Here is a 22,786-nt window from a genome sequence, read left to right as displayed (position 1 = left end):
AGCTATCGGCCAGGTTTATCGCTGGGGGCAAGAAACAGCTTTGCGATGCCCGGTGTTCAGCCCTTGTTCAAGCTTCCGTAAGCGGACGCAATACTACGCAACCCCTCTTACACGCTTGAATACTTCAAGGGGCACCCGGTGAATAACGAGGCATCCACTGGTTCCGGCCTTCTTGACATAAAGCACCTTGGAAAGATCCTTTGACTCCTCGGGCGCTCGATAACCCTTATATGGGTTGCTCTTCTTCACGTGTGCAAGGGCACGCTCCTCAGCCTCCTTCTTTGACGAGGCAGCTACAACCATTTCAGATACGTGCGGGTCGTCCTTGGTATGGACGTACACTTTGTAGACTTCCACGACGATTCCTCATGAGTATGGCTACTGCGGGGCCGAAGATTGACTTGTAGAGCTGCAACTCACCGAAAGCAGTGAGTCGACTTTGTTAGCCTGCAATTTGAATTCAAATAGTTGTTTTCGGAATTATTTAACCCAATATGGGTAAGCGCTATGAATTTCGTCACTTGCGCCAAGTTCGCTTGATGAGGTAGACGTCATCGCACGCATGTTTGTCACACGGCGTCTGGCGGGACCACTACAAACGTCGTCTCGCAACGAAGAGCTCCGCCCACCTAAATTTCATCTCACACCGCCCAACATTCACCTTCACCACCCCAAAGTTCTTCGTGCACCGGTGCACGAAGAACTCTCACGCGTGCACGAAGAACTTTGGCGCCCGAAACATCAACTTCACCCCGTGCACGAAGACCTCACAGCCGTGCACGCTCAACGTGCACGCGCCAATGTTCAACGTGCACGGCTGCAAGGTCTTCGTGCACGGCTGTTACCTCAATGTGCACGCGTGCACGTAGATCTCGCACGCGTGCAAGGTCTTCTTCGGAAGTGAAAAGGCCTTGACCAGGTTGGGCTGATCAAGGCCTTGGGGATGGGATGAAGCACTTGCGGGGTGGGAGGGCTTCGTGCACCGTCCGTCGCAAGGGTTCGCCCCGGCCGGGGTGGCCGTGCCGGGGCGAGGGGTGTTGCGGTGGGCTTACTTGTGCAGTTCCTCGTGGGTGCGGGAATCCACGTAGGCCTTGAGGGCCCAGACGGCTTCCTGGGAGAAGACGGCGCTGTAGGCAGGCATGGTGTAGCGGCCTTCGCCGTTCTTCTTGCCGGACAGGGTGACTTCCTTGAAGTAGGCGTCGGTGTCCTTCAGACAGGCTTCCTGTTGTTCCTTGGAGTCCATGTCCAGGCAGTCCGCGTCGAGCTTGAGCAGGTCGGGGGCGACGCCGCCGGCGACGGCGTTGAGGCCGTGGCAGCCTGCGCAGTTGTGCATATAGCCTTCGGCGCCGACGGACACCGCAAGCTTGTCGCCCCGGTAGGGGTTGGCGTCGGCCCAGGTGGTGCCGAGCTGCTTCAGTGACGAGGTATCGATGGGGTGGGGCGTGACATCGCCGTGGGCCATGGCGAGCGGACTCATTGCTACGAGCACGCCCGCGGCCAGCAGGCCGAACGCACCTTTCAACTTCAACATGCAGGGACTCCTCTATTTATGATCTGTTATCAAGCTGCAGCGTGCGGAAACCTCGGTCGGGTTGAGGGGAGGTCTCAACTCACGTGTTTCCTGCGGGACACTGATCGCTTTTTTGCCAGAGAGTTCAGTGGTGGCTTTGTGCTCCCTGGCGGAGCTTGATGTCAGGCCGGGGACGACAGCTTGAGGCCGACGATACCGGCCACGACGAGACCGAGGCTCAGGATGCGCGGGAGGGAGGCCGGTTCGCCCAGCAAGGCCATGCCGACGATGGCGGTGCCCACCGCCCCGATGCCGACCCATACCGCGTAGGCGGTGCCGACAGGAAGATCCCGCATCGCCCAGCCGAGCAGGCCGAGGCTCATGAGAAAGGCCAGCGCGGTGCCGACGGAGGGCCACAGGCGGGTGAAGCCTTCGGTGTATTTGAGGCCAATGGCCCATATCACTTCAAGCAGGCCGGCGACGAAGAGTGCGATCCAGTTCATCAGTATTTCCCCAGGGAATGGGGCCGTCCCCGATGAAGTGCGAGCAAGCAGGGCCGTCCCTGCTTCTGCCCACCGCCCGCACGGCGATGGGGAATAGAGTATATCCTTGATACCCATTTAGGGCACTGCGCTTACGCACGGCATATATGGCAATCAACATCCTGTTGGTCGACAGTGGACATTTGTACCGGGATATCCTCGAGAACGCCTTGGCCGACGAGAGCGTGCGGATCGTGCTGGTCAGGAGCATTGCCGAGGCCATGGATGCCGTTTCGAATGCGTATTTCCATTGCTTCGTGGTGGCGTGGCAGCTGGCCGACGGGGAGGGCACCGAGCTGTCCCGCAAGCTGCGCGCCCCGCATGTGGCGCCTTACGAGCCCATTGTGATCCTCACGGCCAGCCCTTCATCGGGGCTGGCCGTGGCGGCGAGTCGAGCCGGCGCCACCGAGCTGTTCAGAAAACAGGATGTGGAGGAACTGGTCACCTTTCTGCGCCGTTTCCTGAAAGTGCATGGGCAGATGCCGTGTCGTGCGCTGTATGTCGAGGATGCGCACGACCAGCAGCTGCACCTGTGCGCCCAGATGCGGGAATGGGGGATGGAGGTCGATGCCTTCGATTCCGCCGACGACGCCTGGAACGCCATCCACCAGCAGCATTACGACATCCTGATCTGCGACATCGTGCTCGGCGGGCACATGACGGGGTCGCGCTTCATCAACCGGATTCGGCGGCAGCCGGCGCCGCTGGGGAACATTCTGATCCTTGCTACCACGGCATTCGATAATGCGGCCCGGCGGATCGAACTGTTCCATCTCGGCATCGACGATTATGTGGCCAAGCCCATCCTTCCGCTGGAGCTGAAGGCGCGGATCCAGAACCTGCTGGTGCGCAAGCGCTCCGAGGCGGCCTTGCTGCTGGAATCTTGCCGTGATCGGCGACCCGATGCGCCTGGAGCAGATCCTCCTCAACCTGGCTGGCAATGCGGTCAAGTTCACGGCGGAGGGCTCCATTAGCTTGTGCTGCCGGGTCGTTGCCGACGATTCCGACAGCCTCCTCCTGCGCTGGGATGTCGTCGACACCGGCATCGGGATTGCTGCGGAGAACCAGGAGAAGTTGTTCACCGCCTTCGAGCAGGCGGACACGTCGATCACCCGCCGATACGGGGGCACGGGCCTGGGCCTGGCGATCAGCAAACGGCTCGTGCACATGATGGACGGGGAGATCGGTGTCGAGAGCGAGGTGGGCCAGGGCAGCGACTTCTGGTTTACGGTGAGCCTGAAAAAGGGCTGCGCTGACGCGCTGGGTGCGCCGGCCCTTGCCGCGTTGCCGCCTGCCGAACAACGTTTGCTCGATGTGCATGGCGGCGCAAAGGTGTTGGTGGTGGAAGACGAGCCGGTCAATCAGGAGGTGTCGCGGAGTCTGCTCGAAGATGCCGGACTGGACGTCGATCTGGCGGAGGATGGACGGGTGGCGGTGGCCATGGCCAGGCAGCAGCGCTACGCGTTGATCATGATGGACATGCAGATGCCCAACCTCAATGGCCTCGATGCGACCAAGCTGATCAGGAGCGAGTCGCTCAACGTGGATACCCCCATTCTGGCCATGACGGCGAATGCCTTCGAGGAGGACCGGCAAAGCTGCTTCGATGCGGGCATGAACGACTTCGTCGCGAAGCCCGTGGTGCCCGAAGCTCTCTATGAGACGATCCTGCGCTGGCTGTCCCGCCCAGCCGCCAACCTACCCGATTGAAGAAGCGCCCGATCGGGTTCACCGACAAGGGCAACGTGGCCGTCTGCGCTAGGGCGCAGCGGCCAGGCGTCGAGCCGCCTCGACGACCGATGCCCGTCGCCGGGCGTGTTCCTGCGGTCCGTCCTGTCCCGTCAGCATGCGCGCAACCTGCGGCACGGCTGACCACCAGCCGGCCAGCGCCAGCACCAGAAAAACCAGATGGTCTGCCTCGATGGTACGGGTGACGGTGCCTTGCCGCTGGCTGTCGGCGACGGCCTTGATCTTGTAACCGTAGTACTCGCGCCGCTGTGCTTCGTCCGGCACCTCGCCGTCGAAGGTCAGGCCTTCCCAGCGCAGCAGCCGGCTCAGTTCGGGATGCTCGCAGTGGTAGTCGTAGGCACGCCCGGCGTAGTCCCCGACGTCTTCTGTGGCAAAAGACTCCAGCGGCACGGCCAGGGCAACTTTGGCGAGCTCGCTGCGCAGCACCGCGGAAAAGAGTTCGCGCTTGTCGCCGAAGTAGTTGTAGATGCGCTCCTTGTTCACGCCGGCCACCTTGGCAATCCGTTCGACGGTGGTGCCGTCCGGGCCGCGCAGGGCGAATTCGCCCATCGCCGCATCAAGAATCTTGCGCTTCGTACCTTCGATATCCCAGGCCATCGTTCTTGTTCTCTTGGTTGTACCTCTTGCCAAAATCATACTAGAATCAACTCCAACGTTTTAGTTGGATATTCCGAGAGATCGGGATTCCAGTGGATGCGGCGAGATGAAAGGTGCAGCGATGAAATCCGTGGGCGTGTTGAAGGCCTTACCCATTGAAGACCCGGAATCCCTGATCGAGCGGGATATCCCGGAGCCGTCGCCGGGCGCTGGCGATCTGCTGGTGCGGGTGCAGGCGGTATCGGTCAATCCGGCCGACTACCGGCAACGGCGCCGCAAGCAGGACGACGGGCGCTTCGAGGTGCTGGGATGGGATGTGGCGGGCGAGGTCGTGGGCCTCGGCGCGGACGTGTCCGGCTTTGCCATGGGCGATGCGGTGTATTACGCCGGCGACCTGAGCCGGCCGGGCGCCAACAGCGAACTGCATGTTGTCGATGCCGCAATCGTCGGGCACCGCCCGCAATCCCTGTCCCCGGAGCGCGCCGCCGCCTTGCCGCTGACCGCCCTGACTGCCTGGGAAGCCCCGATCGACCGCATGGGCTTGTCACTCCTGGCCCCGGCCAGGAAGCGCACGCTGCTGATTGTCGGCGGCGCCGGCGGTGTGGGATCGATTGCGATCCAGCTCGCGCGACTGGTACCCGGCCTTACGGTGGTGGCCACTGCCTCGCGGCCCGAGTCACGTGCCTGGTGCGAGGAATTGGGGGCGCATGCGGTCATCGACCACTTCAGTGACATGGGTGCGCAATTCAAGGCGCTGGGGCTGGCCGCACCGGACCTGATCCTGCTGCTCAACGATCCCGACCGCCACTATCCGGCCCTGGCCGAACTCATCGCCCCGCAGGGCAAGCTGTGCTGCATCGCGCCGTTTGCGGCGAGCCCGGACTTGAATCTGCTGATGCGCAAGAGCGTCAGTTTTCTGTGGGAGTTCATGTTCACACGCTCCCTGTTCTCGACCGGCGACCGGGCAAGGCAGGGCGTGATTCTCGACAGCGTGGCGGCGTTGGTCGACGGCGGCCGGCTGGTGTCCACCGCCTCGCAAGTGCTCGGCCCCATCGATGCTGCCACCCTGCGTGCCGCCCATAGGCAACTGGAAAGCGGCCGCAGCGTCGGCAAGCTGGTGCTGTCCGGTTTTTGATTCATCCCAAACCTCAACCCTGACTGGAAACACCCTTATGACTACACTCGCAATTGTTCAAGACTTCCTCGGTCACATCTTCACCGGCCGCATGGACGAAGCGCTGGCCCTGGTCGACCCTGAGGCGCGCTTCATCTCGACCCGGCCGCAAGCCAATCCGCACAACCCCCTGCATGGCACCTTTGTCGGTACGGAGGGCGCCAAGGGCTTTTTCGGCGGTTTCGTCGAGCTGCTGGAACCCGGCGAATTCAATGTCGAGTCGAGCTTCTCCGCAGGAGAACATGCTGCGCTGTACGGCACGCTGCGCCACAAGAGCCGCCAGACCGGCAAGGACTTCGCCAGCGACTGGGCGCTGATCTGCAAGGTGCAGGACGGGCGCCTGACGCTTTACCACTTCTACGAGGATACGGAGGCGCTGCGGGATGCCTTGAGCCCGGCCTGATGCGCCGTCGCGGGCGTGTCCGCTAGAGCGTGCCGCAAAAAAGCCCCGATCTGCTCGCGCGGATCGGGGTAACGAGGGAGGGAAAAAGGGACTACGGCGTCAGCTTGGGTCCATGCGCCGCCCGCCGTAGCGGACCTTCATCGCCAGGATGCTCAGGGCCAGTGCGAAGGTGGGCGTGTTGGCGAGGATCAAGGGCCAGGAGTTCTCGAGGATGCCGTAGGTCAGCCACAGGCCGATGCCGGTGGTGAAGGTGAGGTACATGCCGAAGGAGACGTCGTCCACCGAGCGGGTGCGCCAGGTGTGCAGCACCTGGGGCACGAAGGCGATGGTGGTGAGGACGGCGGCGGTGTAGCCGATGAGGTCCTTGTAGTCATAAACGCTCATGACTCACCCCGAGTTGCGCAGGCCGGCGGCGATGCCGTTGATCGACAGCCGGATGGCGCGGCGGATGCGTTCGTCTTCATCTCCATGGCGGTAGCGCCGCAGCAGTTCCACCTGCACGTGGTTGAGTGGGTCCAGGTAGGGGAAGCGGTTGCGCAGCGCGTCCTTGAGCTGCGGGCTGGCGTCGAGGAGTTCCTGCTGGCCGGTGATGCGCAGCACGGCGTCCACGGTGGCCGCGTGTTCGGCCTGGATGCGCGGGAAGATGGCGGCGGCGAGGGCCGGGTCTTCCACCAAGCTGGCGTAGCGGCCGGCGATGGCAATGTCGCTCTTGGCGAGGACCATCTCCATGTTGCCGAGCAGGCTGGCGAAGAAGGGCCAGTCCTTGTGCATGGCCTGCAGGCGCGCGAGGCCGGCGTCGCCGTGGGTAGCGACGTAGGCGCCCCCCGCACTGCCGAAGCCGAACCAGCCGGGCAGCATCAGCCGGCACTGGGCCCAGCTGAATACCCACGGGATGGCGCGCAGGTCTTCGATGGCGGTGGACGGCTTGCGCGACGCCGGGCGGCTGCCGATGTTGAGGTCGGCGATCTCGGCCAGCACGGTGGATTCGCGGAAGTAACGCTCGAAGCCGTCGGTCTCGTACACCAGCGCCCGGTAGGCGGCGAAGGCGGCAGCGGAGAGAGCGTCCATCGCGTCGATGAAGTCGGCCCGCGGGGCGTCGCCACCGCCGCCGGGCAGGCTCGCTTCCAGCGTGGCGGCGACCAGCACTTCCAGGTTGGCGAGGCCGGCTTCCGGGCGGCCGTACTTGGCGGCGACCACCTCGCCCTGTTCGGTGAGGCGGATCTGGCCCTGCACTGCGCCCTTCGGTTGGGCGAGGATGGCCTGGTAGCTGGGGCCGCCGCCGCGCCCGACGGAGCCGCCGCGGCCGTGGAACAGGCGCAGGCGCACGTGGCGGCGGGCGAACATGGAAACCAGCTCGGTCTCGGCTTTGAAGAGTTCCCAGCCGGAGGTGAGGAAGCCGCCGTCCTTGTTGCTGTCGGAGTAGCCGAGCATCACCTCCTGGGTGTCGTCGCGGGAGGCCAGCAGGCGCCGGTAGGGATGCAGGGACAGCAGGCGGTCCATCACCGGGCCGCTGTGCTGCAGGTCGGCGATGGTCTCGAACAGCGGGATGATGTTCACGTCCAGCCGCCCGTCTTCGGGGTGGAGCAGGCCGCACTCCTTCAGCAGCAGGGCCAGCTCCAGCATGTCCGACACGCCGTCGGTCTTGGAGATGATGCAGTTGGGCACCGCCGCCGGGCCGTAGCGCAGATGGGCCTGGCGGGCGGCGCGGAAGATCGCCAGCTCGCCTTCGGTCTCGGCGGAGTGGCTGCGGTAGGGCGAAGCCAGCGGGCGCGGCGAGGCGATCTCGGCGAGCAGCAACTCGATGCGGGCGCCCTCGTGCAGGCGCAGGTAGCTGGTGCCCGGATGGGCGGCTTCCAGCAGCTCGGCGACGACGCGTTCATGCACGTCGGAGTTCTGGCGCAGGTCGATGGGGGCGAGATGGAAGCCGAACACGTCCACCGCCCGGCGCAGGCGTCGCAGGCGGCCATGGGCCAGCGGCGCGCAACCGTGGGCGCACAGGGAATCGCGGACGGTACGCAGGTCGGCGGCCAGCGCAGCGGGGCTGGCGTAGGCTGCGGCCTCGCCATCGGCCGGCTGGTTCAGCAGGTACGCCTCGGTGGCGGCGATGCGCGCCAGGATGCCGGACAGGGCGCGCCGGTAGGGCTCGTCCATGCGGTGGGGTGAGCGGTCCGGCGAGGCGGCGGCGAGGGCCAGCAGCGCGTCCGACGCGCCGGCCAGCAGTTCGGCAACGGACAGCTGCGAGGCGAGGGTGGACACCTCTTCCCGATACCAGCCGAACAGGCGGCGGGCCTGGGTGGCGAGGGCTTCCTCCAGCACCTCGGCGGTGACGAAGGGGTTGCCGTCCCGGTCGCCGCCGATCCAGCTGCCCACTTTCAGGAAGCTTGGCAGCTCGGCGGCGTCCGCCGCGTCGTCGCTGCCGTCGGCGCGGGCCAGGCGGTCTTCCAGGCGGGCGTAGAGGCGCGGCAGCTCCGTCAGGAAGGTGGCGTCGAAGTACGAGAGACCGTTACTCACCTCGTCCATCACCGACAGCTTGTTGAAGCGCAGCATGCGCGTCTGCCACAGGGTGAGCACGGCGCGGCGCAGGGCGTCTTCGTTGGCCTCGGCCTCGTCCGGCGTGAGCTGCAGGCGGTCGCGCTCGTCGAGCAGGCGGGCGATGGCCTGCTGGCAGTTGAGGATGCTCTTGCGCTGCACTTCGGTCGGGTGGGCGGTGAGCACCGGCGAGACCTGGGCGGACTGGAAGAAGTCGCGCAGGGCGTCGGTGCCAAGGCCGGCGGCGAAGGCGTGCTCCAGCGCGACGGCCATGCTGCCCGGCGCGGGCGCCTCACCGGCCAGCTGGGCGGCCCGGCGGCGGCGCAGCTGGTCCTGGTCCTCGGCGATGTTCACCAGTTGCGAGAAGTAGCTGAAGGCGCGCACCACCTGGGTGGTCTCTTCGGGGCTGAGACCGTCCAGCGTGGCGGCCAGCTCCTGGCGCAGGGCTTCGTCGTCCAGCCGGTGAAAACCCGTGGACAGGCGGCGGATGCGCTCGATGAGGTCGAAGGCGGCCTCGCCGTGCTGGGCGCGCACGGTGTCGCCGAGCAGCTGGCCGAGCTGGCGGATGTCGCGGCGCAGCCGGTCCTCCGCCGTCTTGAGGGGATCGATGGCGTTCATCAGTGGGCCCCGGTCAGTGGTCGGCGAGGGGAAAGGCGTCGCGGCCGGGGTAGCGGGCGGCGCTGCCGAGCTGCTGTTCGATGCGCAGCAGCTGGTTGTACTTCTCCACCCGGTCGGAGCGGCTCATGGAGCCAGTCTTGATCTGCCCGGTGGACAGGCCCACCGCCAGGTCGGCGATGGTGGTGTCGCCGGTCTCGCCGGAGCGGTGGGAGGCGATGGACGTATAGCCGTGGCGGCGGGCCAGGTCGATGGCGGCGATGGTCTCGGTGAGGGTGCCGATCTGGTTCACCTTGATCAGGATGGAGTTGGCGATGCCCTTGCGGATGCCTTCGCGCAGGATGGCGGTGTTGGTAACGAAAAGGTCGTCGCCCACCAGTTGCACCTTGTCGCCAAGGGCGCGGGTGAGGCTGGCCCAGCCGTCCCAGTCGTTCTCGGCCATGCCGTCCTCGATGGTGATGATCGGGTACTTGGCGCACCAGCCGGCGAGCATGTCCACCAGCTCGTCGGAGCTCAGGCTGCGGCCTTCGCCGGCCAGCTGGTAGCGACCGTCCCGGTAGAACTCGGAGGCGGCGCAGTCGAGGCCCAGGTGGATGTCCTTGCCGGCGACGAAGCCGGCTTTCTCGATGGCTTCGAGGATCAGCTCCAGTGCCGCCTCGTTGCTGGCCACCGACGGGGCGAAGCCCCCTTCGTCGCCAACGGCGGTGCTCATGCCGCGCTCGCCGATCACCCGCTTGAGGCTGTGGAAGATCTCGGCGCCGTAGCGCACCGCCTCCGAGAAGGTGGGCGCGCCGGTGGGGACGATCATGAACTCCTGCAGGTCGAGGCTGTTGTTGGCGTGGGCGCCGCCGTTGATGACGTTGATCATCGGCACCGGCAGCAGCATGGGGCCGGCCCCGCCCAGGTAGCGGTACAGCGGCAGGCCGGTGGCGGCGGCTGCCGCGTGGGCGGTAGCCATCGATGCGGCAAGCAGGGCGTTGGCGCCCAGGCGCGACTTGTTGTCGGTACCGTCGAGGGCGATCAGGGTCTGGTCGATGCGCACCTGTTCACTGGCCGGCAGGCCCACCAGCGCGCGGCGGATCTCTCCGTCCAGGTGGGCGACGGCCTGGCGGGTGCCCTTGCCGCCGTAGCGGGCCGGGTCCTTGTCGCGCAGCTCGATGGCCTCGCGACTGCCGGTGGACGCGCCGGACGGCACCGCCGCGCGGCCGACCGCGCCGCAGTCGAGGATCACGTCGCATTCGACGGTGGGGTTGCCGCGGGAGTCGATGATTTCGCGGCCGATGAGGTCGATGATCTTGCTCACGGTGATGGGCTCCTGCGGCTCAGAGGATGAAGTGGGTGTTGAGGAAGTTCGACTTGTGGCCGAGCACAATGGCGTCCAGCAGCGTCTTGGTGGCCTCGGTCTGCTTGGCGGCGACCATGGTGCGGATGGAGAAGGCGCGCAGCGCGTCGTGCACCGACAGGGTGCCCTCGGCGGAGTCCTTGCGGCCGGTGAAGGGGAAGATGTCCGGGCTGCGCTGGCACTGGCAGTTGATGTTGACGCGGCACACCTGGTTCACCAGCGGGTCCACCAGGCTGGCGATCTGGTCTGGGTCGGTGCCGAAGATGGACACCTGCTGGCCGTGGTCGGAGCTGATCACGTATTCCAGCGCGGTCTCGATGTCCTCGAAGGGCGCCACTGGGATCAGTGGGCCGAACTGTTCCTCGCGGTAGAGCTTCATGCCTTCCTTCACCGGGTACACCACCGCCGGGTAGAACAGGGTCTCCACCGAGGTGCCGCCGCCTTCGTTGAGCACGCGGGCGCCCTGGCCGACGGCGTCGGCGATGCAGTCGTTCATGTAGGCGACCTTGTTCATCTCGGGCAGCGGGGTGAGGGTGACGCCCTTTTCCCAAGGCATGCCGATCTTGAGTTTGCCGATCTCCTCGCAGAAGCGGCGCAGGAAGCGCTCGGCGATGGCCTGGTGCACCAGGATCATCTTGATGGCGGTGCAGCGCTGGCCGTTGAAGGACAGCGTGCCGGCGATGCATTCCTTGACGGTCAGCTCCACGTCGGCGTCGGGCAGGATGATGGCCGCGTTCTTGGCCTCCAGGCCCAGCACGGCGCGCAGGCGGTTGGACTTGGGGTGGGCCTTCTTGAGCTGGTCGGCGACCTTGCTGGTGCCGATGAGGGCCAGCACATTGACCTTGCCGGAGGCCATTACATGCGGCACCACCACGTTGCCCTGGCCGTACACGATGTTGATGACGCCGCGCGGGAAGGCGCTGCGGAAGGCCTCCAGCATCGGGTAGTAGAGCAGCACGCCAAAGCGCGGCGGCTTGAAGACCACCACGTTGCCCATGATCAGCGCCGGGATCAGGGTGGTGAAGGTCTCGTTCATCGGGTAGTTGTAGGGCCCCATGCACAGCACGATGCCCAGCGGCGAGCGGCGGATCTGGGCGATGGTGCCGTCCACGATCTGGAAGCGGGAGTTACCGTTGTCGAGCTGTTTGAGCTCGGCGATGGTGGCCTTGATGTAGTCGATGGTGCGGTCGAACTCCTTCTCCGAATCGGCCAGGCTCTTGCCGATCTCCCACATGATCAGGTTAACGATCTCGCGGCGGCGGGCGATGATCTGGTTGGTGAAGTTCTGCACGCAGGCGATGCGCTCGGCCACCGACATGGTGGGCCACTGGCCGCGCCCGTGGTCGTAGGCGCGCTCGGCGGCGGCCAGCGCGGCGTCGGCCTCGGCGGTGCCGGTCATCGGGTAGCTGCCCAGCTCCACGTGGGTCAGGCTGCCGTCGGCGCCGCGCACGCACATGGGGGAGTGCACCGGGCGGGTCTCGCCCTTCCACACGTGCATTTCGCCGTCGAGGAGGATGCTGCGCTGGTGCAGCGGGGAGAGGATGCGGCAGTCCTCGGCGATCTGGTGTTCCTCGGGGAAGAGGGCGAGCAGGCTTTCCTTGAGATTGCCGCGGGCGTCGGAGTGGGTCATGGTCGTTTCCTTTGGTGGGCTGTCGTCTTATAGGGATTGGGTTTGCTGGGCGCTGCCGGGCAGCACCACGCGCAGCAGATTGGTCGAGCCGGGAGTGCCGAAGGGCACGCCGGCGGCCAGCACAAAGGCGTCGCTCGGCGTGGTGAGGCCTTCGTCGCGGCAGGCCTCGGCGGCTTCGGCGAGCATCGCGGCGTCGTGGTCGGTGGTGGTCGGTGCAACGCGGCGGGACAGGCGCGAGCGCACGCCCCACACCAAGGCCAGGCGGCGCGCAACGCGCTCGTCGGGCGTCAGCGAGAGGATCGGTGCGCGCGGGCGCTGGTTGGCGAGGCGCAGGGTGGTGGCGCCGGACGAGGTGTAGGCCACCGTCGCGCCCAGCGGCAGTACGCCGGCCACGGTGCGCATGGCGGCGCCGATGGCGTCGGTGCTGCTGTGCTCCAGCCGGCCATGCACGGCGTCCATCAGCTGGCGCTGCAGCGGGTCGGCCTCGGTGCAGGCGATGATGCGGGTCATCATCTCGACGGCTTCCCGCGGGTATTTGCCGGAGGCGGACTCGGCGGACAGCATCACGCAGTCCACCCCGTCATACACGGCGGTGGCCACGTCGGAGGCTTCGGCGCGGGTCGGCGCGGGCGCCTCGATCATCGATTCAAGCATCTGCGTCGCCACCACCACCGGTTTGCCGGCTTCCCGGCAGCACCGCACGATGCGCTTCTGCAGGCCGGGCACTTCCTCCGGCGGCAGTTCCACGCCGAGGTCGCCACGCGCCACCATCACCCCGTCGGCGGCGGCGATGATGGCGTCGAGATGGGCCAGCGCGGCGGGCTTCTCGATTTTGGCCATCAGCCAGGCGCGCTTGCCGATGATGGCGCGGGCTTCATGGAGGTCTTCGGGGCGCTGCACGAAGGACAGGGCCACCCAGTCGACACCCAGTTCGAGGCCGAAGGCCAGGTCGGCCTGGTCCTTGGCGGTCATCGCCGACAGGGGCAGGGCCACCGATGGCACGTTGACGCCCTTGCGGTCGGACAGCAGGCCGTCGGTGAGGGCTTCGGCGGTAACTGCGTCGCCGGCTTTCTCGATGACGCGGAAGCGCATCTTGCCGTCGTCGATCAGCAGGGTGTCGCCGGGGCGCACGGCGGCGATGATCTCCGGGTGGGGAATGCACACGCGATGGGCGTCGCCCGGCGTGATGTCGAGGTCGAAGCGGATGAGGTCGCCGCGGGCAAGGCGCGGTTTGCCGCTGGCAAAGGTGCCGAGGCGCAGCTTGGGCCCCTGCAGATCCATCAGGATGCCGAGCGGGCGGCCGAGGGCGGCTTCGACGCGGCGGATCGCGGCGTGCACGGCCCGGTGGTTGTCGTGGCTGCCGTGGCTGAAATTGAGGCGGAACACGTCGGCGCCGGCGTCGGCGAGGGCACGGATGCTCGCCTCGTCGGCGCTGGCCGGCCCGAGGGTGGCGATGATCTTGGTGTTGCGGTGGGGCACGCTTGTCTCCTGGTATTTATAAGTGTGGGTTGCGTCTCAGCCCTGCTCGAAGCGGGCGCCGCAGCGGAAGCGGTGGCTGCCGCCGGGTGGCAGGCGGAGCGCAGCGGCGCAGTCCGGGCGGTTGAAGGCGTCGGTCATCGCCGACACCGGCTCGACGGCGACGGAACGGCGCGCGTCGCGGGCCAGGGTGTCGCCGGTGAACAGGTGCACCAGTCCGCCGTGCTGCCAGATCTCCACCGCGCGCCTGTTGAGCGGGTCGCGCAGGCGTGTGAGTACGATGCCGTGGGCGTCGGCGATGGGGTCGGCGACGCAGCCGTCGATGACGGTGTGGCCGATGGCCCAGGGCAGGCGGAAGTCGAGGGCCGGCAGCGCACGCAGGGGCTGGTAGGCGGCGGCGTTGACGAGCGGGATCAACGCAGCGTCGGTGGCGATGCCGTGGCGGGCCGGCAGGTGCAGCTTGAGGTGCTCGATGCCCTCGTCGCCGAGGCGGAAGTAGGGGTGCCAGCCACAGCTGTAGGGGGCTGCCACGTCGCCGACGTTGTGGGCTTCCAGCTCCAGTGCAATGCCCTGCTCGGACAGGGAAAACAGGATGCGCAGGTCGAGGGCGAAGGGGTAGCCGGCAAAGGCGCCGGGCCGGATTGCGCTGCAGGTGAACTCCACGCTGGCCGCGTCGTTGTCGGCCCAGGCTTCGACGATGGGCAGTTCGAGGTTGCGCAGGAAGCCGTGGTAGATCAGCCGCTCGGCGTCCGGCACGCCGGGCAGCAGGTCGTGGAGGGCGCCGTCGAAGCGATAGCGGGCATCGGCGACGCGGTTGCTGAACGGGGCCATGATGCCGCTGCGTACGCCGGCCTGGCTGTGCAGCTCGGCGGCGCTGGCGTAGCCGTCGATCAGTTCGAGCGGGCCGTCCGCCGTGGCCTGCTGCCAGCTCAGCAGCGTGGCGCCGGTGGTGCACAGCACGGCGCGGGTGCCGGCCTGGCTGTCTTCCAGCACGACCGTGGGCAGGCCGTCGAAATGGGCGTGGACGATGCGGTAGCGCGGCATGGCCGTGGGCTCAGGCGGCGTGGGCCGGGCGGCGCAGCGCGGCGGCTTCGGCGGCCAGATGGGTGATGGCGGCCCAGTCGCCGGCCTTGACCTTGTCGACAGGCGTCAGCCAGGAGCCGCCGACGCAGGCCACGTTGGGCAGGGCGAGGAATTCCGGCGCGCTGGCCAGATCGATGCCGCCGGTGGGGCAGAAGCGCAGTTGCGGGAAGGGACCGCCGAGGGCCTTGAGCATGCCGACGCCGCCGGCCTGTTTGGCCGGGAACAGCTTGAGGGTGTCGAAGCCGGCGGCGATGGCGGCGATGACGTCGGAGGGGGTCATCACGCCGGGCAGGAAGGGCAGGTCGCTGTCCCGCGCGGCGGCCAGCAGCTCAGCATTGGCGCCGGGGCTGACGCCGAAGCGGGCACCGGCAGCGCGGGCCGCGTCGAGATCGGCGGGGCTGACGATGGTGCCGACGCCGACCAGGGCTTCCGGCACCTCGGCGACGATGGCGCGAATGCTGTCCAGCGCTGCGGCGGTGCGCAGCGTGACTTCCAGCACCCGGATGCCGCCGGCGACGAGGGCGCGGGCGAGGGGGACGGCGGAGGCCAGTTCGTCGATGACGATGACCGGCATGACCGGGCTGGCGGCGAGGATTTCTCGGGTCTGCATGATGGTTCTCTCTGCGGGGCCGGCTCAGGCGGCGGCGTTGGGGTAGGGGGCGAAGGTGATGCAGCCTTGCTCGGCGCCGGTGGCGTGGGCGCGGGCATTCACGAACAGGTCACGGCCGATGCCGTGCTGGTTGGCGGACAGGTCGGCGCCGGCGCCCACGCGGGCATCCCATTCGACGGGGCTGACGAGGGCTTCCAGCACGCCGGCTTCGGCGTCGAGGCGGATCAGGTCACCGTCGCGCACGCGGCCGAGGGGGCCGCCGGCCACGCATTCCGGCGTGACGTGGATGGCAGCCGGCACCTTGCCGGATGCGCCGGACATGCGACCGTCGGTGACCAGCGCCACCTTGAAGCCTTCATCCTGCAGCACGCCGAGGGCGGGCGTGAGCTTGTGCAGCTCGGGCATGCCATTGGCCCGGGGGCCCTGGAAACGCACCACGGCGACGAAGTCCCGGTGCAGTTCGCCGCGCGAGAAGGCGGCGAGCATGTCGTCCTGGCTGCCGAAGATGATGGCCGGCGCCTCGACGATGCGATTGGCGGGTTTGACGGCCGACACCTTGATCACTGCGCGGCCCAGGTTGCCGGTGAGGAGCTTCAGGCCGCCGTCGGCGCTGAAAGGTTCGCCGCCGCTGCGCAGCACGTCGGTATCGAGGCTGCGGGCCGGGGCGTCGCGCCATACCAGCCGGTCGCCGTCGAGGAAGGGCTCGCGGGTGTAGTGGGCCAGGCCCTGGCCGGCGACGGTCTTCACGTCCTCGTGGAGCAGGCCGAGGCCAAGCAGTTCGCGGATCAGGAAGCCCATGCCGCCGGCGGCGTGGAAGTGATTCACGTCGGCGCTGCCGTTGGGGTAGATGCGCGCCAGCAGGGGCACCACGTCGGACAGGGCGTTGAAGTCGTCCCAGTCGATGAGGATGCCGGCCGCCCAGGCCATGGCCACCAGGTGGATGGTGTGGTTGGTGGAGCCGCCGGTGGCGAGAAGGCCGACGATGGCGTTGGCGATGGCCTTCTCGTCCACCACCTCGGCCATCGGCGTGTACTCGGGGCCGGCGGTGGTGATGCGGGCGGCACGTTCGGCGGCGGCGCGGGTCAGCGCATCGCGCAGCGGCGTGTTGGGGGTGACGAAGGCAGTGCCGGGCAGGTGCAGGCCAAGCACTTCCATCAGCATCTGGTTGCTGTTGGCGGTGCCGTAGAAGGTGCAGGTGCCGGGGCCGTGGTAGGCCTTCATCTCGGCTTCGAGCAGCGCTTCGCGGTCGAGTTTGCCCTGGGCGTGGAGCTGGCGGATCTTGGCCTTCTCGTCGTTGGACAGGCCGCTCGTCATCGGCCCGGCGGGCACGAAGACGGCCGGCAGGTGGCCGAACTGCAGCGCACCGATGACCAGGCCCGGCACGATCTTGTCGCACACGCCCAGGTACAGGCCGCCGTCGAAGACGTTGTGGGACAGGGCCACGGCGGTGGCCATGGCGATCACGTCGCGGGAGAACAGGGACAGCTCCATGCCCGGCTGGCCCTGGGTGACGCCGTCGCACATGGCCGGCACGCCGCCGGCGAACTGGGCTACCGCGCCGGCCGCCCGTGCCGCTTCCTTGATCAGCGCCGGAAAGCGCTCCAGCGGCTGGTGGGCGGACAGCATGTCGTTATAGGCGGAGACGATGGCCAGGTTGGGTTGGCGGATCTCGCGCAGCACCAGCTTGTCGTTGGTCGGCGCGGCGGCAAAGGCGTGGGCGAGGTTGGTGCACGAGGCATGGCCACGCACCGTGCCGGATTGGCGGGCATTGCGGGTGCGTTCCAGGTAGGCCTGGCGGGTGGCGGTGCTGCGCTGCTGGATGCGCTCGGTGACGCGGGCGAGGACGGGATGGATGTTCATCATGTCTCCTTGGCCTGTTGAGGCCTGTTCTGTGTAGTTTGTTGAAATAAATGTAGCATTACTCCAAAAAGAAATACAAGAAAGCTTTTGAGATTTTTGTTTGTCTACATCGGTGGGCTTGCTGAAATTTTGTATAAATACCAATAAAAACAGTAGATATTGAGGCGGTTGAAAATTTTTGGCGTGTAGTTTTTCGTGTTGACTTTCTACAAAGCTACCGCTTTAATGCTGTGTAACAAAAGTACATTTATAGCCATGATCGGCTTCCTCCTGGGTATTCATGCAATGAACGAGACGATTTCACCGCTGGCCTTGCCGGGCTTTGTCCGCCAGAGCCTGTTCGATGCCGATGTGGCGATGGCCTGCGCGCTGGCCGCGGCGGTGGCCGACGCGCTGCGCAGCGGACTGGCCCGGCGCGGGTCCGCGTCGCTGGCTGTGTCCGGCGGGCGCAGCCCGATTCCCTTCCTTGAAGCCTTGTCGGCGGAGACGCTGGACTGGTCGCGGGCCGTGGTGACGCTGGTGGACGAACGCTGGGTGGCGCCGGACAGCGCCGACAGCAACGAGGCGCTGGTGCGCCGCCACCTGTTGCAGGGGCGTGCCGCGGCGGCGCGTTTCGTGCCGCTGAAGACGTTGGCTCCGTCGCCCGAAGCCGGTGTGGCGGCGGCGCTGGCGCTGCGCGCAGAATTGCCGCAACCCTTCGACGCGGTGGTGCTGGGGATGGGCGAGGACGGCCACACGGCCAGCCTGTTCCCGGATGCGGCGGGCCTGGCCGAGGCACTGGACATGGCGGGTACTGCCAGGTTGGCCTGCATCCATCCGCCGGTGGCGCCCCATGCGCGCATCACGCTGACGCTGGCTGGGCTGCTCGATACGCAGCGCCTGTTCGTGCAGGCCGGCGGCGCGAAGAAGCGGGAGGTGCTGGAGCGCGCGGCGATCCAGGGCGATCCGCTGCTGCTGCCCATTGCCGCGGTGCTGCAGCAGCGCAAGGTGGTGCCGGAGCTGTTCTTCTGCGCCTGATCCGAGAGTGAAGACAAGGTGAAAACAAGTATGGCGTCCATGGATTCCCCTGAGAACGACCGCCGCGAAGCCCTCGCCGAGCCGGCGGGCGGCGCCTCGCTGCTGACGCGCATCGGCGCGATGAAAGGCGAGTTGCGCAAGTCCGAGAGCGCGGTGGCCGACTTCGTGCTGGAGCAGCCCAGCGAGGTGCTCAACATCTCCATCGCCGAGCTGGCCTACCGGGTCGGCGTGAGCCAGCCGACGGTGGCGCGCTTCGCCAACGCGCTGGGCTTCTCCGGCTTCAAGGAATTCAAGCTGCGCCTGGCCCAGAGCATGGCCAGCGGCACCCCCTTCGTGCACCGCGACGTGGGGCCGGAAGACAGCCTCAACCAGGCGGTGCTCAAGGTCTTCGACCGCAGCATCGGCGCTTTGCTCAACGTGCGTAACCACCTGGACCCGGCGCGCGTGGCGCGGGCGGTGGACATCCTGGCCGAGGCCCGCCGCATCGAGTTCTACGGCATCGGCAATTCGGGCATCGTGGCCCAGGACGCGCAGCACAAGTTCTTCCGCTACGGCACGCCCAGCGTGGCCTATGGCGATCCGCACATCCAGGGCATGGCGGCGACGCTACTGCGGGCCGGCGATGCGGTGGTGGCGATCTCCGCCAGCGGGCGCACGACGGACCTGATCCGCAGCGTGGAGCTGGCCCGCGACGCCGGTGCCGAGGTGGTGGCGATCACCGCCAGCGGGTCGCCGCTGGCCCGCGCCGCCAGCGTGACCCTGGCCGCCGACGTGCCGGAGGACCCGGATGTCTATTCGCCGATGACTTCGCGCATCGCCCACCTGGCGATCATCGACGTGCTCGCCGTCGGCGTGGCCCTGGTGGCCGGGCCGGAACTGGTGAAGCGCCTGGAAAGAACCAAGCAGACCCTTCGCGACAAACGCATTCGAGGATATTGAGGCCGACATGAACACGCTGACCACCAGCCGGGAATGGCTTGCCCTGCAGGCCCACCGGGAAGAACTCCAGAGCGCCCACCTGCGCCGCCTGTTCGCCGACGATCCGGCGCGGGCCGCGCGCTTCTCCGTCGAGGCCGCCGGGGTGTTCCTCGACTACTCGAAGAACCGCGTCACCGCCGCCACGATGGAGGCGCTGATGGCCCTGGCTCGCGCCCGCGGGCTGGAGGAGGCCCGCGACGAGATGTTCTCCGGTGCGCCGGTGAACATCACCGAGCACCGGGCGGTACTGCACCGGGCGCTGCGCGCCCGCAGCGACGAGACCATTCTGGTCGGTGGCGAGAACGTGGTGCCCGGCGTGCGCAACGTGCTCGATCAGATGCGCCGCTTCACCGACCGGGTGCGCGGCGGCAGCTGGAAGGGTTACCGCGGCCAGCCGATCACCGACATCGTGAACATCGGCATCGGCGGCTCCGACCTCGGCCCGCAGATGGTCTGCGAAGCCCTGCGGCCGATCGGCCACCAGCGTCTGTCGATGCATTTCGTGTCCAACGTGGATGGAGCGCCGCTGGCCGATGTGCTGAACCGCGTCAATCCGGAGACGACACTGTTCGTCGTGGTGTCCAAGACCTTCACGACCCAGGAAACCCTGCGCAACGCCACCAGCGCGCGGAGCTGGTTCCTGGAGAATGGCGGCGAGCAGGAAGACATCGCGCGGCACTTCGTGGCGGTGTCCACGGATGCCCGCCGGGTGGCCGAGTTCGGTATCGACCCGGAGCACATGTTCGGCTTCTGGGACTGGGTCGGCGGGCGCTATTCCCTGTGGTCGGCGGTGGGCCTGTCCATCGCGCTGTACATCGGCATGCTGGCCTTCGCCGCACTGCTGGACGGGGCGCGGGAGATGGACGAGCACTTCGCGTCGGCGCCGCTGGAGCGCAGCATGCCGGTGATCCTCGGCATGCTGGGGGTGTGGTACAGGCAGTTCTTCAACGCTGGCAGCCATTGCATCGCGCCCTATGCGCACCGCCTCAACCGCTTTCCGGCCTACCTGCAGCAGCTGGACATGGAGAGCAACGGCAAGTCGGTGACCCGCGACGGCCGCCCGGTGTCCGGCGCCACCGGCCCGGTGATCTGGGGCGAGGTGGGCACCAATGGCCAGCACGCCTTCTTCCAGCTGCTGCACCAGGGCACGGATGTGATACCGGTGGATTTCATCGCGCCGCTGAAGGCCGACCATGCCCTCGACGACCACCAGCTGCTGCTGCTCGCCAACTGCCTGGCCCAGAGTGAGGCGCTGATGCGCGGGAAAAGTGCCGACGAGGTGCGCGCCGAGCTCAGCGCTGCCGGCATGGCCGGCGACGAGTTGGAGGAGCTGGTGCCGCATAAGGTCTTCCCCGGCAACCGGCCGAGTAATACGCTGCTGCTGCCCGACCTGTCGCCGCACTCCCTCGGTGCGTTGATTGCGCTTTATGAGCACAAGGTCTTCGTGCAGGGGGTGATCTGGAACATCAACTCCTTCGACCAGTGGGGCGTGGAGCTGGGCAAGCGGCTGGCGGTGGACATCGTCGCCGAGCTGCGCGGCGACAGCCTGGGCAGCCACGACGCATCCACGCGGGAACTGATCGGGCGGGTGAGGGCGTCGCTGAAGGCCTGAGGTGCAAGGCCGCCGCACCGGCCGCGGCTTTTGTGCGCCGCACATTTGCAGCGGGCGCTTCTGCGGCACGCTCCTCACGGGTGCTGGTATTCCTTCATGTCATTCTGGGTAATGCCTGCCTATAGTGGCGGTGACATTTATTCCTCCACGATGACCGATGCTCGACTGTGATACCCAGGCTTTCCTGCAGACCGGCGTCAGCATCAGCCTGGCCGCGTGCAATGCGGTACGGCTGGCTTGCATGAGCCGCGGCATGGGCTGCAAGGTGCTCGATGGGGGACGCAGGATGGCGGTCTTCGTCAAGCGCTCCCAGTCCCTGGAGCTGCTCGACAACATCGCTGCCACCGGGAAGGTGGCCTGCGTGTTCAGCCTGCCGAGCAGCAACCGCACCTTCCAGCTGAAGGGCGCCGACGCCGTCGTGCAGCCCTTCGATCCGGCCGATATGGCGATCGTGAATCACCATATCGACGAGTTCGTACTGGAGGTCGTACCCCTCGGCATGGCGGAGCAGGTAGTGCGCACGGTGTTTTCCTGCACGGTGGATGATCTGGTGACGGTGGTCTTCTCGGCTTCGGCGGTGTTTTCCCAGACGCCCGGGCCGAAGGCCGGCGAACCGGTTGGAGGCGCTGTATGAGCGCCTGCGCCCGGCCACCCGAAGGAGGCGCTCATCCTTCAATGGGGAGGTGGTCACGCAGTGACCGGTGGGTCGTTCTATGACCATGAACGTGCGCCTGGAAACCATCCGCGAATGCCTGGAGGGGATCATCCCCGGCCACATCGGCACCTGCGACGCCGAGGGCATGCCGAACCTGGCCTATCTGTCCCAGGTGGAGTTCATCGACAACGAGCATGTCGCGCTGTCCTATCAGTTTTTCAACCGCACCCGGCAGAACGTGCTGGCCGGCTCGCCGGTACGCCTGCTGCTGACCAGCCACCTCACGGGGGCCCAGTACCGGGCGGAGCTGCAGTTTCTGCGCACCGAAACCGCTGGCCCGCTGTTCGAGCAGATGAAGGCCAAGCTGGCCGGCATCGCCGCCCACACGGGCATGAGCGGGGTGTTCAAGCTGCTCGGTTCTGACATCTACCGGGTGCTGTCCATCGAGCAGGCGGTCGGGCCGACGGTGGCGCCGCCACCACCGCCGGTCAATTACCTCACCGCGCTGCGCCGGGCCGCCCAGAAGCTGGCCGGCAGCGCCAACCTGCAATGCCTGCTGGAGACCGCCCTCGACAGTCTGCAGTCGGAATTCGGCATCGGCCACGTGATGTTGCTGATGCACGACGAGGGGCGCGGGCGGCTGTACACGCTGGCCAGCCGGGGTTATCCGGAGTCCGGAGTGGGCTCGGAGATCCCGATGGGCGTCGGGCTGATCGGCATCAGCGCGCGGGAACGCTCACCGATCCGCATCGGTTTCATGACCAGTGAGTACACCTACGGGCGTACGGTGCGCGACAGCATTGCCGCGGAAGGCTATGCGGACACGCTGGAGACGGCGATTCCGCTGCCGGGGCTGCCGGAGGCTCGCAGTCAGATGGCCGTGCCCATCCTGGCCTGCGAGCGGGTGCTCGGCGTGCTGTACGTGGAGAGCGTTGCCGACCTGCACTTCGGCTACGACGACGAGGATGCGCTGGTGGCCTTCGCCGCCCAACTCGGGCAGGCGATCCTGCACCACCAGCAAGCCGAGGAGGTGGAGGAGGAGGTGAAGGAATACGACGCTGCGCCGCCAGTCCCGGCCGGTCCGCCACTGCTGGTCCGCCACTACGGGGCCAACGACAGCGTGTTCCTCGATGATGACTATCTCATCAAGGGCGTGGCGGGGGCCATCCTGTGGGCCTTGCTGCAGGATTTCGTCGAGCGCGGCCGCACGGAGTTCACCAACAAGGGGCTGCGGGTGGACCCGCGCATCCGCCTGCCCGGCGTCAGCGACAACCTGGAGGCGCGCCTGGTGCTGCTGCAGCGGCGCCTGGACGAGCGGAGCGCCGGCATCCACCTGGCCAAGAGCGGGCGCGGGCGCTATGCGCTGACGGTGGATCGGCCGCTGGAACTGGTGACAGACTGACA

The 22,786-nt window shown here is 67.0% G+C and carries 21 protein-coding genes; 9 read left to right on the top strand and 12 right to left on the bottom strand.

Going from position 1 to position 22,786, the window contains the following annotated elements; genetic code table 11:
• Positions 1–93: 93 nt before the first annotated feature.
• From AC1PPK_RS17460 to sugE, 3 genes are all read right to left on the bottom strand, one after another.
• A complete protein-coding gene (locus AC1PPK_RS17460; protein WP_481114282.1) occupies positions 94–357 on the bottom strand; it encodes a hypothetical protein in 264 nt (87 codons plus the stop codon).
• Positions 358–1,048: 691 nt separating this feature from the next.
• Complete coding sequence (gene pedF / locus AC1PPK_RS17455; RefSeq protein ID WP_481114281.1) at positions 1,049–1,531, bottom strand: cytochrome c-550 PedF; 483 nt, start codon at positions 1,529–1,531, stop codon at positions 1,049–1,051.
• A gap of 161 nt (positions 1,532–1,692) precedes the next feature.
• Positions 1,693–2,013 (bottom strand): quaternary ammonium compound efflux SMR transporter SugE, encoded by a 321-nt coding sequence (gene sugE, locus AC1PPK_RS17450; RefSeq protein ID WP_481114280.1) that lies wholly within the window; start codon positions 2,011–2,013, stop codon positions 1,693–1,695.
• Between the two features lie 146 nt (positions 2,014–2,159).
• Between sugE and AC1PPK_RS17445 the strand changes: the two genes are divergently transcribed.
• Both AC1PPK_RS17445 and AC1PPK_RS17440 read left to right on the top strand, forming a co-directional pair.
• Positions 2,160–3,026, top strand: coding sequence for a response regulator (locus AC1PPK_RS17445; RefSeq protein WP_481114279.1), 867 nt, complete (start codon positions 2,160–2,162; stop codon positions 3,024–3,026).
• The gene (locus AC1PPK_RS17440; protein ID WP_481114278.1) at positions 2,941–3,762 is read left to right on the top strand and encodes a response regulator; all 822 of its coding nucleotides are present in this window, start codon (positions 2,941–2,943) and stop codon (positions 3,760–3,762) included. The genes AC1PPK_RS17445 and AC1PPK_RS17440 overlap by 86 nt, the downstream gene beginning before the upstream one ends.
• A 48-nt stretch (positions 3,763–3,810) precedes the next feature.
• Here the strand turns inward: AC1PPK_RS17440 and AC1PPK_RS17435 are convergent, their stop codons facing one another.
• Positions 3,811–4,398: a TetR/AcrR family transcriptional regulator gene (locus AC1PPK_RS17435; protein WP_481114277.1), complete on the bottom strand. Its 588-nt coding sequence runs from the start codon at positions 4,396–4,398 to the stop codon at positions 3,811–3,813.
• 121 nt (positions 4,399–4,519) lie between these two features.
• On the opposite strand from AC1PPK_RS17435, the gene AC1PPK_RS17430 reads away from it, so the two are divergent.
• Positions 4,520–5,533, top strand: coding sequence for a zinc-binding alcohol dehydrogenase family protein (locus tag AC1PPK_RS17430; RefSeq protein WP_481114276.1), 1,014 nt, complete (start codon positions 4,520–4,522; stop codon positions 5,531–5,533).
• Positions 5,534–5,570: 37 nt separating this feature from the next.
• Positions 5,571–5,975, top strand: coding sequence for a nuclear transport factor 2 family protein (locus AC1PPK_RS17425; protein ID WP_481114275.1), 405 nt, complete (start codon positions 5,571–5,573; stop codon positions 5,973–5,975).
• A 99-nt stretch (positions 5,976–6,074) separates the two neighbouring features.
• On the opposite strand, the gene AC1PPK_RS17420 is transcribed toward AC1PPK_RS17425, so the two are convergent.
• From AC1PPK_RS17420 to edd, 8 genes are read right to left on the bottom strand one after another with little or no spacing between them, the layout of a single operon-like run.
• Positions 6,075–6,359 carry a SemiSWEET transporter gene (locus AC1PPK_RS17420; protein ID WP_481114274.1) on the bottom strand — a complete coding sequence of 95 codons (285 nt, stop codon included), beginning with the start codon at positions 6,357–6,359 and terminating at the stop codon, positions 6,075–6,077.
• 3 nt (positions 6,360–6,362) lie between these two features.
• Entirely contained in the window at positions 6,363–9,122 is a 2,760-nt protein-coding gene (ppc, locus tag AC1PPK_RS17415) for a phosphoenolpyruvate carboxylase (protein WP_481114273.1), read from the bottom strand.
• 13 nt (positions 9,123–9,135) lie between these two features.
• Positions 9,136–10,422 (bottom strand): phosphopyruvate hydratase, encoded by a 1,287-nt coding sequence (gene eno / locus AC1PPK_RS17410; RefSeq protein ID WP_481114272.1) that lies wholly within the window; start codon positions 10,420–10,422, stop codon positions 9,136–9,138.
• Between the two features lie 19 nt (positions 10,423–10,441).
• Positions 10,442–12,091 (bottom strand): NADP-dependent glyceraldehyde-3-phosphate dehydrogenase, encoded by a 1,650-nt coding sequence (locus AC1PPK_RS17405; protein WP_481114271.1) that lies wholly within the window; start codon positions 12,089–12,091, stop codon positions 10,442–10,444.
• Positions 12,092–12,118: 27 nt separating this feature from the next.
• Entirely contained in the window at positions 12,119–13,570 is a 1,452-nt protein-coding gene (gene pyk / locus AC1PPK_RS17400) for a pyruvate kinase (RefSeq protein WP_481114270.1), read from the bottom strand.
• 36 nt (positions 13,571–13,606) lie between these two features.
• Complete coding sequence (locus AC1PPK_RS17395; RefSeq protein WP_481114269.1) at positions 13,607–14,611, bottom strand: aldose epimerase family protein; 1,005 nt, start codon at positions 14,609–14,611, stop codon at positions 13,607–13,609.
• A 10-nt stretch (positions 14,612–14,621) separates the two neighbouring features.
• Complete coding sequence (gene eda, locus AC1PPK_RS17390) at positions 14,622–15,260, bottom strand: bifunctional 4-hydroxy-2-oxoglutarate aldolase/2-dehydro-3-deoxy-phosphogluconate aldolase (protein ID WP_481114268.1); 639 nt, start codon at positions 15,258–15,260, stop codon at positions 14,622–14,624.
• 24 nt (positions 15,261–15,284) lie between these two features.
• On the bottom strand, positions 15,285–17,120 hold the full coding sequence (edd, locus tag AC1PPK_RS17385) for a phosphogluconate dehydratase (RefSeq protein ID WP_481114267.1): 1,836 nt from the start codon (positions 17,118–17,120) through the stop codon (positions 15,285–15,287).
• Between the two features lie 255 nt (positions 17,121–17,375).
• Here edd and pgl point away from each other — a divergent pair, with 255 nt between their 5' ends.
• The 5 genes from pgl (at position 17,376) to AC1PPK_RS17360 (ending at position 22,784) form a co-directional block, all read left to right on the top strand.
• Positions 17,376–18,137: a 6-phosphogluconolactonase gene (pgl, locus tag AC1PPK_RS17380; RefSeq protein WP_481114266.1), complete on the top strand. Its 762-nt coding sequence runs from the start codon at positions 17,376–17,378 to the stop codon at positions 18,135–18,137.
• Positions 18,138–18,176: 39 nt separating this feature from the next.
• Entirely contained in the window at positions 18,177–19,076 is a 900-nt protein-coding gene (gene hexR / locus AC1PPK_RS17375; protein WP_481114265.1) for a transcriptional regulator HexR, read from the top strand.
• 7 nt (positions 19,077–19,083) lie between these two features.
• Positions 19,084–20,727, top strand: coding sequence for a glucose-6-phosphate isomerase (pgi, locus tag AC1PPK_RS17370; protein ID WP_481114264.1), 1,644 nt, complete (start codon positions 19,084–19,086; stop codon positions 20,725–20,727).
• A 157-nt stretch (positions 20,728–20,884) separates the two neighbouring features.
• Positions 20,885–21,361 carry a hypothetical protein gene (locus AC1PPK_RS17365; protein ID WP_481114263.1) on the top strand — a complete coding sequence of 159 codons (477 nt, stop codon included), beginning with the start codon at positions 20,885–20,887 and terminating at the stop codon, positions 21,359–21,361.
• A 79-nt stretch (positions 21,362–21,440) separates the two neighbouring features.
• Complete coding sequence (locus AC1PPK_RS17360) at positions 21,441–22,784, top strand: GAF domain-containing protein (protein WP_481114262.1); 1,344 nt, start codon at positions 21,441–21,443, stop codon at positions 22,782–22,784.
• Positions 22,785–22,786 lie beyond the last annotated feature (2 nt).

This window comes from Zoogloea sp. JDB1, from assembly GCF_056724025.1.
Note: the sequence above shows the minus strand (reverse complement) of the source record. Positions and strands in the feature narration are given on the sequence as shown.